Here is a 13,185-nt window from a genome sequence, read left to right on the forward strand (position 1 = left end):
CATCACACGAGAAGACGAAGGGCACGGACCCTTCGCCTTTTTAAGCGTTTACGCGCCGACTACGATCGGCTTTGCCAGAGGCGGGACGACGGCGCTGCTAGGCGCGATGCCGGCTTCGAACTCTGGACGGAAGTATTTGATGGCGCTACCCAACGGCTCCACGGCACCCGGTGCGTGAGCACAGAAGGTCTTGCCTGGGCCGAGGAAACCGACCAGACCCAGCAGGGTCTCGATATCGCCGGCTTGCCCTTCACCGTTCTCGATCGCGCGCAGCAGCTTGACGCTCCACGGCAGACCGTCACGGCATGGGGTGCAGAAGCCACAGGATTCGCGGGAGAAGAACTCTTCCATGTTGCGCAGCAAGGACACCATGTTGACGCTGTCGTCCACCGCCATGGCCAGGCCGGTACCCATACGGGTGCCCACTTTGGCGATGCCGCCGGCATACATTTGTGCGTCCAGGTGTTCCGGCAACAGGAAACCGGTACCGGCGCCGCCTGGCTGCCAGCACTTGAGCTTGTAACCGTCGCGCATGCCGCCGGCGTAGTCTTCGAACAGCTCGCGACCGGTGACGCCGAACGGCAATTCCCACAGGCCCGGGTTCTTGACCTTGCCGGAGAAGCCCATGAGCTTGGTGCCCATGTCTTCGCTGCCTTCGCGGGCCAACGATTTGTACCAGTCCACGCCGTCGGCAATGATCGCCGGCACGTTGCACAGGGTTTCGACGTTGTTCACGCAAGTCGGCTTGCCCCACACGCCCACGGCGGCAGGGAAGGGCGGCTTGGAGCGCGGGTTGGCGCGGCGGCCTTCGAGGGAGTTGATCAGTGCGGTTTCTTCACCGCAGATGTAACGCCCGGCGCCGGTATGGACGAACAGCTCGAAATCGAAGCCGCTGCCCAGGATGTTTTTACCCAGCAGGCCCGCTGCCTTGGCTTCTTCCACGGCACGGTTCAGGTGCTTGGCTGCGGTGGTGTACTCGCCACGCAGGAAGATGTAGCCACGGTAGGTTTTCAGCGCGCGAGCACTGATCAGCATGCCTTCGATCAGCAGATGGGGCAGTTGCTCCATCAGCATGCGGTCTTTCCAGGTGTTCGGCTCCATTTCATCCGCGTTGCACAGCAGGTAGCGGATGTTGATGGATTCGTCCTTGGGCATCAGACCCCACTTCACGCCCGTGGGGAAGCCTGCGCCGCCGCGGCCCTTGAGGCCGGAATCTTTCACGGTCTGGACGATGTCGTCCTGGGCCATGTCGGCGAAGGCCTTGCGCGCAGCGGCGTAACCGTTCTTGGCCTGGTACTCGTCGAGCCATACGGCTTCGCCGTCGTCACGCAGGCGCCAGGTGAGCGGGTGAGTCTCGGCCGTACGCTTGATGCGGTTGGCTGGACCAAAGGAAGTCAGGGTCATACGTAGCCCTCGAGCAATTTGGCAACGCCGGCAGGCTGTACATCACCGAACGTGTCGTCGTCGATCATCAGCGCCGGCGCCTTGTCGCAGTTGCCGAGGCAGCAGACAGGTAGCAGGGTGAAACGACCGTCGGCGGTGGTTTGACCCAGGCCGATGCCCAGCTTGCTCTGGATTTCGCTGACCACTGACTCGTGGCCACCGATGTAGCAGACCATGCTGTCGCAGACGCGAATGATGTGACGGCCCACGGGCTGACGGAAGATCTGGCTGTAGAACGTCGCCACCCCTTCAACGTCGCTGGCCGGGATGCCGAGGATTTCGCCGATGGCGTAGAGCGCGCCGTCAGGCACCCAGCCACGTTCCTTCTGAACGATCTTCAGGGCTTCGATCGACGCCGCGCGCGGGTCTTCGTAGTGATGCAGCTCGTGCTCGATGGCCGAGCGCTCGGTTTCGCTCAGGGCGAAACGGTCTGTCAGGATAAGCGTGCTGTTCATGCTTAACGGTCCACGTCGGCCATAACGAAATCGATACTACCCAGGTACGCGATCAAGTCCGCGACCATGCTGCCTTTGATCACCGAAGGGATCTGCTGCAGGTGCGGGAAGCTTGGGGTACGAATCCGGGTGCGGTAGCTCATGGTGCCGCCATCGCTCGTCAGGTAATAACTGTTGATGCCCTTGGTCGCTTCGATCATCTGGAAGGATTCGTTGGCCGGCATGACCGGGCCCCACGAAACTTGCAGGAAGTGCGTGATCAGGGTCTCGATGTGCTGCAGCGTGCGCTCTTTGGGCGGCGGCGTGGTCAGCGGGTGGTCCGCCTTGTACGGGCCTTCCGGCATGTTGCGCATGCACTGCTCGATGATCTTGATGCTCTGGCGCATTTCTTCGACGCGAACGATGCAACGGTCGTAGGCATCACCATTAGCCGCCAACGGGATTTCGAATTCGAAGTTCTCGTAGCCGGAGTAGGGGCGGGCTTTACGCAGGTCGAAATCGCAACCGGTCGAACGCAGGCCGGCACCGGTGACACCCCATTCCAGGGCTTCTTTGGTGTTGTAGGCGGCGACGCCGATGGTCCGGCCACGCAGGATGCTGTTGTCCAGTGCGGCTTTCTGGTATTCGTCCAGACGCTTTGGCATCCACTCGACGAAATCCTTGACCAGTTTTTCCCAGCCGCGCGGCAGGTCGTGGGCTACGCCACCGATGCGGTACCAGGCCGGGTGCAGACGGAAACCGGTGATGGCTTCGATCACCGTGTACGCCTTCTGGCGGTCGGTGAAGGTGAAGAACACCGGGGTCATGGCGCCGACGTCCTGGATGTAAGTGCCCAGGAACAGCAGGTGGCTGGTGATCCGGAAGAACTCGGCCATCATGATGCGGATGACGTCGACCTTCTCGGGCACCTTGATGCCGGCCAGCTTCTCGACCGAGAGCACGTACGGCAGGTTGTTCATCACGCCGCCGAGGTAGTCGATACGGTCGGTGTACGGAATGAAACTGTGCCAGGACTGACGCTCGGCCATCTTCTCGGCACCACGGTGGTGGTAACCGACGTCCGGCACGCAGTCGACGATCTCTTCACCGTCCAGCTGCAGAATGATGCGGAACGCACCGTGGGCCGAAGGGTGGTTCGGCCCCAGGTTGAGGAACATGTAGTCCTCGTTCGGGCCGGAACGCTTCATGCCCCAGTCTTCAGGCTTGAAGCGCGCGGCTTCTTCCTCAAGCTGTTGCTTGGCCAGGGTCAGGCTGAACGGATCGAACTCGGTGGCACGGGCCGGGAAGTCCTTGCGCAGCGGGTGTCCTTCCCAGGTCGGCGGCATCATGATGCGGGTCAGGTGAGGGTGACCGGCAAAGTGGATGCCGTACATGTCCCACACTTCACGCTCGTACCAGTTGGCGTTCGGCCAGATGCTGGTGACGCTCGGCAGGTTGAGGTCGCTCTCGGACAAGGCGACCTTGATCATTACGTCACTATTACGTTCGATCGACATCAAGTGATAGAACACAGTGAAGTCGGCGCCGCTTGGCAGCCCTTGACGCTTGGTGCGCAGACGCTCGTCCACGCCGTGCAGGTCATAGAGCATGACGTACGGCTTGGGCAGGTTGCGCAGGAAAGTCAGGACTTCGACGAGTTTGGCGCGGGCAACCCAAAGCACCGGCATGCCGGTGCGGGTCGGCTGGGCGCTGAACGCCTCCGGGCCAAAACGATTGTTCAGTTCGACGACCACATCCTGGTCGTCTGCCTTATAAGGCGGGATGTACAGAGCACTGCCTGTAGTCATGGTTATTTATCGCTTTCGGTCAACGTAAAGAATGAAACCAGTTTCTCGTTTCTTTGTAAGAACAGATCTGGATCAGACTTCGTCGGGGCTGCGCAGGTTGGTTACCTGAATACGCTGTTCGCGGCGCTGTTCCTTTTGCGAAGGCATCTCGGCGCGGTAAACGCCTTGATCGCCAACGACCCAGGAAAGTGGGCGACGCTCCTGGCCAATCGACTCCTGCAACAGCATCAAGCCTTGCAGAAAAGCTTCAGGGCGGGGCGGGCAGCCAGGCACGTAGACGTCCACGGGCAGGAACTTGTCCACCCCTTGAACGACGGAGTAGATGTCGTACATGCCACCGGAGTTGGCGCACGAACCCATGGAGATGACCCATTTAGGCTCGAGCATTTGCTCGTAGAGACGCTGAATGATCGGCGCCATCTTGATGAAGCAGGTACCGGCGATAACCATGAAATCCGCCTGACGCGGCGATGCCCGGATCACCTCGGCGCCAAAGCGCGCGATGTCGTGGGGCGCCGTGAAGGCGGTGGTCATTTCCACGTAGCAGCACGAAAGACCGAAGTTGTACGGCCACAGGGAGTTCTTGCGCCCCCAGTTGATCGTGCCGTTGAGCACGTCTTCGAGCTTGCCCATGAAAATGTTTTTGTGGACTTGATCTTCTAACGGATCGGAAACGGTTTCCCGTTTGCCAATCGGATACTGCTCGTTAGGAGCATCGGGGTCGATCCTGGTGAGATTGTATTGCATTGCCAAAGCCTCATTGTTTCAGCTTCGCTTGCCGCTTACGACGAGCTTCCGGAGCCCAGTCAAGGGCGCCCACTCGGAATAGGTAGACAAGACCTGCCAACAGAATTGCTATGAAAACGAGAGCTTCGACGAATCCGGTCCAGCCGCTTTCGCGGACGGACACAGACCAGGCAAAGAGAAATAGGGCTTCGATATCGAAGATCACGAAGAGCATCGCGACCAGATAGAATTTGGCTGAGAGCCGCAAGCGGGCGCCACCTGTAGGTAGCATGCCGGACTCGAACGGTTCGTTTTTGCTGCGGCCCCAGGCTTTTGACCCGAGGAGGCTGGAGACACCGAGCATGAAGGCGCAAAGGCCGCCGACACCCAGAAGGAAAATGGCAAAGCCCCAGTTGTGGGCCATGAGTCCGGTCGCTTCGGGCATGCTGGTAATCCTTAACAGAGAGCAAAGGTCTCTGAGCTTGAAAAGAAACAAAGCAGTGACGATATGTCGCAGCAATCAATCGCGGTGATTTTATGGCTAAACACCGAGCAAGTAAAATTCAGATAGCGAAATTATTTACAAGAATAAGGACATAGCCTGCCTCCAAAGCCCTGTAGCCCATGCGGCTCGGGCATTAGCGGGAGTTTTGTCAAATATGGTTTGTAGGGAATGTAACGAACATAGTTGTCGCTAAATGATAATCAATATTATTTGACGTGGTTTTCAAACTGTTTAACAGGTGAGTGGCTGGGAAGTTGTCTTATATGCGCGTTACTGCAAGTAGCACGCGTGCTCGTTTTACCCGCTTTCTCTGATCGCAGTACCGCTCTGGATCAATGTTTTTCGCAAAATTTTGTGGGTCGCTGCATTCCCTGGGGGAGCCGGGCTTGCCCGCGATGGCGGTCTTCCAGTCGACATCTGTGGCGTCTGGCACGCTGCCATCGCGGGCAAGCCCGCTCCCACAGGGTTTTGCGGTGTTTGTTAAATCGCAGGCAAAAAAACGCCCCGAACCAGTCGGGGCGTCAGATGAGCGGCTTTGCGGTTAGCTTTTTATTCGGTCCGCAAGGGCCGTTTGCTTAAACGAAGCAGATCAGTGGAACTGTTCTTCTTCGGTCGAACCAGTCAGTGCGGTCACCGAGGATGTGCCACCTTGAATCACGGTGGTCATGTCGTCGAAGTAGCCGGTGCCCACTTCCTGCTGGTGAGCCACGAAGGTGTAACCCTTGGCAGCGTCAGCGAACTCTTGCTCTTGCAGCTTCACGTAGGCAGTCATGTCGTTGCGGGCGTAGTCGTGCGCCAGGTTGAACATGCTGTGCCACATGTTGTGAATGCCGGCCAGGGTGATGAACTGGTGCTTGTAACCCATGGCGGACAGTTCGCGCTGGAACTTGGCGATGGTCGCGTCGTCCAGGTTTTTCTTCCAGTTGAAGGAAGGCGAGCAGTTGTACGACAGCAGTTGGTCCGGGTATTCCTTTTTGATCGCTTCAGCGAAGCGACGAGCCTCGTCCAGATCCGGCTTGGCGGTTTCGCACCAGATCAGGTCGGCGAACGGCGCGTAAGCCAGGCCGCGAGCGATGGCCTGGTCGAGACCGGCACGCACTTTGTAGAAACCTTCCTGGGTACGTTCGCCAGTCACGAAAGGCTGGTCGTACGGGTCGCAATCGGAAGTCAGCAAGTCAGCTGCGTTGGCGTCGGTACGGGCCAGGATGATGGTCGGTGTACCGGCAACGTCAGCTGCCAGACGAGCAGCGGTCAGCTTCTGTACGGCTTCCTGGGTAGGAACCAGTACCTTGCCGCCCATGTGGCCGCATTTTTTCACGGAAGCCAGTTGGTCTTCGAAGTGAACGCCGGCGGCGCCTGCTTCGATCATGCTCTTCATCAGCTCGTAGGCGTTCAGAACGCCACCGAAACCGGCTTCAGCGTCAGCCACGATCGGAGCGAAGTAGTCGATGTAACCTTCGTCGCCCGGGTTCTTGCCGGCTTTCCACTGGATCTGGTCGGCGCGACGGAACGAGTTATTGATGCGCTTGACCACGGTCGGAACCGAATCCACCGGGTACAGCGACTGGTCCGGGTACATCGATTCGGCGGAGTTGTTGTCCGCAGCCACTTGCCAGCCCGACAGGTAGATCGCCTGGATACCGGCTTTGACTTGTTGTACAGCCTGGCCGCCGGTCAGGGCGCCCATGCAGTTGACGAAATCTTTCTCAGGACGGAAGGACGGCTTGGCACCCTGGGTTACCAGGTTCCAAAGCTTGTCGGCGCCCATTTTTGCAAAGGTGTGCTCAGGTTGAACCGAGCCACGCAGACGGACGACGTCAGCAGCGGAGTAATTGCGTGTCACGCCTTTCCAGCGCGGGTTTTCAGCCCAATCTTTTTCGAGGGCTGCAATTTGCTGTTCGCGTGTCAGTGCCATGGAGATAAACCTCGTCGCGTCTTTGATAAAAAGTCGTTCTTGGTGGAAATTCATGCTCCTGCCAGGTACGCAATTAAAAGGGGCGTAAAAGGCTGCTCGCTGACCAGAAGCTTAGGCGGTCAAGTCGGGTTGGCGGGGATGGCGACGGGATGAACGATGGGCTCGAGGGGAAGTGAGCAGGTAAGGGCGAACTGGCGAGCGCATTCGGGCGTCGTGGGCCTTGGTGCGGACTTCAGTGTGGAGCCGGGTTACCTAATTACGCTTCCGTCCCTCGGGACAACTTCGTTCCAGTCGGCAACCTCGTCAAACACACCTTGTGGGCGGTACAGACACGAATCGGCTCGCGGGGTAGGTGCGAACAGCGACTCGAAAGCCCTTGCCAGGGCCTCTGATTAGCGGGAGCGAGGCCATCATGCCTTTGCTTTTTTGGCTCGTCAAACGTTTTGTAGTGCTTTTTTTCTGGCACTACATCTTTGGTCTAATACGACTAATCAGTCAGTTTTTGGTGCTTTAGTCCAACGTATCGACTTTCACCCGCAGAGTCATGTCATCCCGGCCCTGAGTCGAGTAGCTGCGGGTCAGGCCCTGTTTATCGGCCTGAGTCTGGCGATTTACGCCGGCCAGGGTGATCCACTCGCCCAGTCGGCCGCTGACCGTTGTGTCGGTACTTTGCACGTTCACTACATCGGGACGTTCCTGGCTCATCCGGTCACGGTTAGTACTGATTGCCAGATGAACGATGTCGCCGGTGACGCTGGCGGTGACGTAGAAACCTTGGGTGACATTGCGGTATTCGGTCTGGCTGCGCAGGTCGCCATAGCTGTCGGTCTGGGTGCTGGTGAGCGGCACGCTCTGGCCGACCTGGATCAGCGCCGGTGTGCCTTCGCTGGCCTGAACCTGCTGGATGCCGCCGTCACGGCTGTCGGTGCTGCGGTTGATGATGCGCGTCTGGCTCGGCTTGGCGCCGTTCACCGAATACCCCTGATCACCCTGGAAATTGTTTTCGTTGGTGTCGACGGTGATCAGCAAGCGCTTGGCGGCCACATCGAGTTGGCCGATCACGGCCTTAAGTTCGTCGATCTTGCGCTGTTCTGCGTTGACGATTAGCTGATTGCCATAGGCGCTGACCTTGCCCTCGTTGCCGATGAAATTCTGCGCCACCGGCAGCAAGTCGGCGCTGGTGCGATAGTTCAGGGGCACGATCTCGGTGGCGGCCATTACCGAAAAACTGCAGGTCAGTAGCAGCGTGGTGAGCAGGGTGCGTAGGGACATGTCCGTTTCTCCGCAAATCAAAGGTTTGATATTGCCAGTTTGTCGGCACGTCGTGGTGCGAGTTGAATCACAGGCAGCAAAACGCCCCGGCATCGAAGGATGGCGGGGCGCTCTGTGGTGTTCCTGATGTGCCTTTGTGGTGAGGGGTCTTAAGCCAAGTGGCGCACCATGTCCACATGCGGAATTCCGGCTTCCAGGAACTCCTCACTGACCATGCTGAAACCCAAACGCTCATAGAACGCCGTGGCCTGCACTTGCGCGCTCAGCATCTGCTGCTTCAGCCCGCGCTCCTCGGCTTCACCGATCACTGCTTGCATCAGCGCATCGCCGACTTTCAAGCCGCGCCAGTCCTTGAGCACCGACACTCGGCCGATGTGACCATCTGGCAACAACCGGGCGGTGCCGATCGGGAAGTCGCCTTCAAAGGCCAGAAAGTGGACTGCCGTTGCGTCATCAGCATCCCATTCCAGCTCAGGCGGAACGGATTGCTCGGCGATGAACACCGTCTCACGAATGCGCCGGATCTCGGCGTTGTCCTTTTGCCAGTCTGCGACACGTACGTGAATTTTATTCATCGGCAAACCCCAGGCTTCCCTGCTTGATCAGTTCACACAGCAGGCCGCGGCCGTCTTCATCGCTCAGCCAGTCGCCGAGATTGTCGACGTGCAGTGCATCGGCGGCGCAGATCATCTTCAGCAGCTCGCGCAGTTTGCCCGGCAGATAACGGCTCTGACCGCTGGCAAACAGCAGCAGGTCGTCATCAACTTCCGACCAGGCCAAGCGCGCGCTCGGGTTGCGGATCAGCACCGCGCCTTGCTCGAGGCTGGCAAGCAGGTCGTCTTCTTCGATCTCTTCCGGGCCAACCACGAGTTCCGGGTAGCGCGGCTCGGTCATGAACTGGCCGAACCAGGTCAGCAGCAGGCGCTCGTCGCTCATGTGCTCGGCGAGCAGGCTTTTCAGGCGATCGAGGGCGTCGTGCTGGATCTGATGAGGATCGGCCGCTGGCAGGGCGTCAGCGTCGGTGTAACGCTCTTCGTCCGACAGGAACTGGCTGAGGAAATCGGTGAAGTGGGTCAGCACTTCAGCGGCGCTCGGCGCGCGGAAACCAACCGAATAGGTCATGCAGTCATCGACGGCCACGCCGCAGTGGGCCAGGCGTGGCGGCAGGTAGAGCATGTCGCCCGGTTCCAGTACCCATTCGTCGGTGGCGTCGAAGTCGGCGAGGATGCGCAGGTCGGCGTGTTGCAGCAACGGGCTCTCGGAATCGCACATCTGGCCGATTTTCCAGTTGCGCTTGCCGTGACCCTGCAGCAGGAACACGTCGTAGTTATCGAAGTGCGGACCAACGCTGCCACCCGGAGCGGCGAAGCTGATCATCACATCGTCGACACGCCAGCTCGGCAGAAAGCGGAAGTTTTCCAGCAGCTCAGCGACTTCCGGCACGAATTGGTCGACGGCTTGCACCAGCAGAGTCCATTCACGTTCCGGCAGTTTGCTGAATTCGTCTTCGGCGAACGGGCCGCGGCGCAATTCCCAAGGGCGCTCGCCGTGCTCGATCACCAGGCGCGATTCGACTTCTTCTTCCAGCGCCAGGCCGGCCAGTTCGTCGGCGTCGATCGGGCTTTCGAAATCAGGAATCGCCTGGCGGATCAGCAGGGGTTTTTTCTGCCAGTAGTCGCGCAGGAATTCGCGCGCCGTGATGCCGCCCAGAAGTTGAAGAGGAATGTCAGGATTCATGTGTAACCTATTGAAAAAAAGCACTTTTCAGACGGGAATAAAAACGCCCGGCGCTGCCGGGCGTCTCAAACGGGTAGAGCGGTCGATCAGATGCGTTTGGCTTGCGCTACAGCGTTGCCGATGTAGTTGGCCGGGGTGAGCAGTTTCAGCTCGGCCTTGGCTTGCGCCGGCATGTCCAGCCCGTCGATGAAGGTCTGCAGCGCTTCAGGGCTGATGCCCTTGCCGCGAGTCAGCTCTTTCAATTTCTCGTACGGGTTTTCGATGTTGTAGCGACGCATCACAGTCTGGATCGGCTCGGCCAGCACTTCCCAGCACGCGTCCAGGTCAGCAGCGATTTTCTGAGCGTTGAGCTCCAGTTTGCTGATGCCTTTGAGGCTGGCTTCGTACGCGATCACGCTGTGGGCGAAGCCGACACCGAGGTTGCGCAGTACGGTGGAGTCGGTCAGGTCACGCTGCCAGCGGGAGATCGGCAGCTTGCTCGCCAGGTGCTGGAACAGTGCGTTGGCGATGCCCAGGTTGCCTTCGGAGTTTTCGAAGTCGATCGGGTTGACCTTGTGCGGCATGGTCGACGAGCCGATTTCGCCAGCGATGGTGCGCTGTTTGAAATAACCCAGGGAGATGTAGCCCCAGATGTCGCGGTCGAAGTCGATCAGGATGGTGTTGAAGCGTGCGATCGCGTCGAACAGCTCGGCGATGTAGTCGTGCGGTTCGATCTGCGTGGTGTACGGGTTGAAGCCCAGGCCCAGTTCGTCTTCGATGAAGGCGCGGGCGTTGGCTTCCCAGTCGATCTCAGGGTAGGCCGACAGGTGAGCGTTGTAGTTGCCGACAGCGCCGTTGATTTTGCCCAGCAGCGGAACGGCGGCGACTTGAGCGATTTGACGCTCCAGACGGTAAACCACGTTCGCCAGCTCTTTGCCCAGGGTGGTCGGCGATGCCGGTTGACCGTGGGTGCGCGACAGCATCGGCACGTCAGCGAAACGGATGGCCAGCTCGCGAATGGCTTCGGCAGTCTGGCGCATCAGCGGCAGCATCACGTCATCACGGCCTTCGCGCAGCATCAGGGCGTGGGACAGGTTGTTGATGTCCTCGCTGGTGCAGGCAAAGTGGATGAATTCGCTGACGGCAGCCAGTTCCGGCAACTTGGCCGCTTGCTCTTTGAGCAGGTACTCAATGGCTTTGACGTCGTGGTTGGTGGTGCGCTCGATCTCTTTGACACGCTCGGCGTGCTCCAGAGAGAAGTTTTCCGCCAGGGTGTTCAACACCGCGTTGGCTTCGGCGGAGAACGCCGGCACTTCGCTGATGGCAGGGTGAGCGGCCAGGCGCTGGAGCCAGCGCACTTCAACCAGGACGCGAGCACGGATCAGGCCGTATTCGCTGAAAATCGGGCGCAGGGCCTGGGTTTTGCCGGCGTAGCGGCCGTCAACAGGGGAAACCGCAGTGAGCGAAGAGAGCTGCATGGGGTGTTCTCGGACAGTCGGGCAACGAAATGGGGCGCGTATCATACATGAAAAAATCCGCCGGTCCGTTGCCAACTGACCGGCGTATTACGCGTTACTGACTACAAAGCGGTATTGCGGGCGCGGTTCAGCTGCTGCGCATCAGCGGGTAAAGCTCTTTAAGCAATTTGCGCCGGCTGATCACCAACTGCCAGCGATGACCACCCAACTGCCGCCACAGGCGTGCCGAGCGGATCCCGGCCAGCAACAGCGCGCGAATCTTCGAGGCATTGCTCGGTTGCTGCAGGTTGCGCATGTCGCCATGCACCTGAATCCGTTGGCGCAGGGTGCTCAGGGTGTCCTGATACAGCGCACCGCAGGCGGCGATCACGTTTTCGTGAGCCGGCCCGAAGTGCTCGACCTGGGACTGAATCTGCGGCAGACGCTTGCCGATTTCGTCCAGCATGTCGCCACGTTTGGCCAGCTGACGCTCCAGCCCCAGCATCGCCAGGGCATAGCGCAGCGGTTCGCGCTGAAGAGTGCTGGGGTCGCGCTCCAAGGCGCCGATCAGGGCGCGGTAACCGTCACGCAGGTTGATGTCGTCACCGCCATAGACTTCCAGCGTGTCCTTGGGGTCGCGAATCAACAGGCTGCCGAGCATGCAGGTCAGGCCGGCTTCGTTGGTCTGGCCGGTCTTGGCGATCTTGTCGACCAGCACGGCGGCGAGAAATACACCGCCCAGGGCTGTCAGTTGCTCCTGAGTCGGGCTCATGAACGCTGACCCTTGCTGGTCCAGGGTTCGGCCACTTCGATCACGCCGCCGCCAAGGCAGATTTCACCGTCGTAGAACACCACGGATTGGCCTGGGGTGACCGCGCGTTGTGGGTCATCGAAGGTCGCGCGGTAGCCGGTGGCGGTCTTTTCCAGCGTACAAGGCTGGTCGCTCTGGCGATAACGCACCTTGGCGGTCAATTTGCGCGGCTCGGTCAAGTCGATCGGGTTGACCCAATAGATGTCCGAGGCGAGCAGGGCGCGGGAGAACAAATAAGGGTGATCGTTGCCCTGGCCAACGATCAGCTCGTTGTGTTCCAGGTCCTTGATCAGCACGTACCACGGCTCGTCACCGGCGTCTTTCAAGCCGCCGATGCCCAGGCCCTGACGCTGGCCGATGGTGTGATACATCAGGCCGTGGTGACGGCCGATGACTTCGCCTTCGGTGGTCTTGATCTCGCCTGGCTGTGCCGGCAGGTATTGCTTGAGGAAGTCGCTGAAGCGGCGTTCGCCGATAAAACAAATCCCGGTGGAATCCTTTTTCTTCGCGGTGGCCAGGTCGTGTTTCTCGGCAATCGCACGGACTTCGGGTTTTTCCAGCTCGCCGACCGGGAACAGCGTCTTGGCGATCTGTTCGCCGCCGACGGCGTGCAGGAAGTAGCTCTGGTCCTTGTTCGGATCCAGGCCCTTGAGCAATTCGGTACGACCATCGATGTCGCGGCGGCGCACGTAGTGGCCGGTGGCAATCAGATCGGCGCCGAGCATCATGGCGTAATCGAGGAACGCCTTGAACTTGATCTCGCGGTTGCACAGGATGTCCGGGTTCGGCGTGCGGCCGGCCTTGTATTCGGCCAGGAAGTGCTCGAACACGTTGTCCCAGTACTCGGCGGCGAAGTTGGCGGTGTGCAGCTTGATGCCAATCTTGTCGCACACGGCCTGAGCGTCCGCCAGGTCATCCATGGCGGTGCAGTATTCCGTTCCATCGTCTTCTTCCCAGTTCTTCATGAACAGGCCTTCCACCTCATAACCCTGCTCGATCAGCAGGAGGGCGGAAACGGAAGAGTCCACGCCGCCGGACATACCGACAATGACGCGCTTCTTTTGTGTGGCAGAAGGGGCTGGATCACGCATAGGGATT

General features: G+C 59.6%; 12 protein-coding genes. All 12 read right to left on the reverse strand.

From position 1 onward, the window contains the following. Positions 1-48: 48 nt before the first annotated feature. Positions 49-1,404: an NADH-quinone oxidoreductase subunit NuoF gene (nuoF, locus tag PSH88_RS11290; protein WP_305426261.1), complete on the reverse strand. Its 1,356-nt coding sequence runs from the start codon at positions 1,402-1,404 to the stop codon at positions 49-51. Then, entirely contained in the window at positions 1,401-1,898 is a 498-nt protein-coding gene (gene nuoE, locus PSH88_RS11295; RefSeq protein WP_007905058.1) for an NADH-quinone oxidoreductase subunit NuoE, read from the reverse strand. Before nuoE ends, nuoF begins: the two co-directional genes overlap by 4 nt. A 2-nt stretch (positions 1,899-1,900) precedes the next feature. Beyond that, the gene (gene nuoC / locus PSH88_RS11300; protein ID WP_305426262.1) at positions 1,901-3,685 is read right to left on the reverse strand and encodes an NADH-quinone oxidoreductase subunit C/D; all 1,785 of its coding nucleotides are present in this window, start codon (positions 3,683-3,685) and stop codon (positions 1,901-1,903) included. A gap of 72 nt (positions 3,686-3,757) precedes the next feature. After that, positions 3,758-4,432 (reverse strand): NuoB/complex I 20 kDa subunit family protein, encoded by a 675-nt coding sequence (locus tag PSH88_RS11305; RefSeq protein WP_008014893.1) that lies wholly within the window; start codon positions 4,430-4,432, stop codon positions 3,758-3,760. Between the two features lie 10 nt (positions 4,433-4,442). Further along, positions 4,443-4,856, reverse strand: coding sequence for an NADH-quinone oxidoreductase subunit A (locus tag PSH88_RS11310; RefSeq protein WP_007905050.1), 414 nt, complete (start codon positions 4,854-4,856; stop codon positions 4,443-4,445). Between the two features lie 649 nt (positions 4,857-5,505). After that, positions 5,506-6,831, reverse strand: coding sequence for an isocitrate lyase (gene aceA, locus PSH88_RS11315; protein ID WP_007905048.1), 1,326 nt, complete (start codon positions 6,829-6,831; stop codon positions 5,506-5,508). Between the two features lie 510 nt (positions 6,832-7,341). Beyond that, the gene (locus PSH88_RS11320) at positions 7,342-8,103 is read right to left on the reverse strand and encodes a secretin N-terminal domain-containing protein (RefSeq protein ID WP_305426263.1); all 762 of its coding nucleotides are present in this window, start codon (positions 8,101-8,103) and stop codon (positions 7,342-7,344) included. Between the two features lie 149 nt (positions 8,104-8,252). After that, positions 8,253-8,678: a GNAT family N-acetyltransferase gene (locus PSH88_RS11325; protein ID WP_305426264.1), complete on the reverse strand. Its 426-nt coding sequence runs from the start codon at positions 8,676-8,678 to the stop codon at positions 8,253-8,255. Continuing rightward, entirely contained in the window at positions 8,671-9,840 is a 1,170-nt protein-coding gene (locus tag PSH88_RS11330) for a ribosomal protein uL16 3-hydroxylase (protein WP_305426265.1), read from the reverse strand. Before PSH88_RS11330 ends, PSH88_RS11325 begins: the two co-directional genes overlap by 8 nt. A gap of 86 nt (positions 9,841-9,926) precedes the next feature. Beyond that, the gene (purB, locus tag PSH88_RS11335; RefSeq protein WP_095631547.1) at positions 9,927-11,297 is read right to left on the reverse strand and encodes an adenylosuccinate lyase; all 1,371 of its coding nucleotides are present in this window, start codon (positions 11,295-11,297) and stop codon (positions 9,927-9,929) included. A gap of 127 nt (positions 11,298-11,424) precedes the next feature. Beyond that, entirely contained in the window at positions 11,425-12,048 is a 624-nt protein-coding gene (gene hflD / locus PSH88_RS11340) for a high frequency lysogenization protein HflD (protein ID WP_305426266.1), read from the reverse strand. Further along, positions 12,045-13,178 carry a tRNA 2-thiouridine(34) synthase MnmA gene (gene mnmA, locus PSH88_RS11345; RefSeq protein ID WP_305426267.1) on the reverse strand — a complete coding sequence of 378 codons (1,134 nt, stop codon included), beginning with the start codon at positions 13,176-13,178 and terminating at the stop codon, positions 12,045-12,047. The genes hflD and mnmA overlap by 4 nt, the downstream gene beginning before the upstream one ends. Positions 13,179-13,185: the final 7 nt, after the last annotated feature.

The organism is Pseudomonas wuhanensis (genome assembly GCF_030687395.1).
GTDB classification, from domain to species: Bacteria; Pseudomonadota; Gammaproteobacteria; order Pseudomonadales; family Pseudomonadaceae; genus Aquipseudomonas; species Aquipseudomonas wuhanensis.

Bases quoted from the DNA above. Each gene is read 5' to 3' on its own strand.
- PSH88_RS11330 (WP_305426265.1), bottom strand. From the start codon at position 9,840: ATGAATCCTGACATTCCTCTTCAACTTCTGGGCGGCATCACGGCGCGC.
- nuoE (WP_007905058.1), bottom strand. From the start codon at position 1,898: ATGAACAGCACGCTTATCCTGACAGACCGTTTCGCCCTGAGCGAAACC.
- PSH88_RS11310 (WP_007905050.1), bottom strand. From the start codon at position 4,856: ATGCCCGAAGCGACCGGACTCATGGCCCACAACTGGGGCTTTGCCATT.
- PSH88_RS11325 (WP_305426264.1), bottom strand. From the start codon at position 8,678: ATGAATAAAATTCACGTACGTGTCGCAGACTGGCAAAAGGACAACGCC.
- aceA (WP_007905048.1), bottom strand. From the start codon at position 6,831: ATGGCACTGACACGCGAACAGCAAATTGCAGCCCTCGAAAAAGATTGG.
- PSH88_RS11320 (WP_305426263.1), bottom strand. From the start codon at position 8,103: ATGTCCCTACGCACCCTGCTCACCACGCTGCTACTGACCTGCAGTTTT.
- purB (WP_095631547.1), bottom strand. From the start codon at position 11,297: ATGCAGCTCTCTTCGCTCACTGCGGTTTCCCCTGTTGACGGCCGCTAC.
- PSH88_RS11305 (WP_008014893.1), bottom strand. From the start codon at position 4,432: ATGCAATACAATCTCACCAGGATCGACCCCGATGCTCCTAACGAGCAG.
- nuoC (WP_305426262.1), bottom strand. From the start codon at position 3,685: ATGACTACAGGCAGTGCTCTGTACATCCCGCCTTATAAGGCAGACGAC.
- hflD (WP_305426266.1), bottom strand. From the start codon at position 12,048: ATGAGCCCGACTCAGGAGCAACTGACAGCCCTGGGCGGTGTATTTCTC.
- mnmA (WP_305426267.1), bottom strand. From the start codon at position 13,178: ATGCGTGATCCAGCCCCTTCTGCCACACAAAAGAAGCGCGTCATTGTC.
- nuoF (WP_305426261.1), bottom strand. From the start codon at position 1,404: ATGACCCTGACTTCCTTTGGTCCAGCCAACCGCATCAAGCGTACGGCC.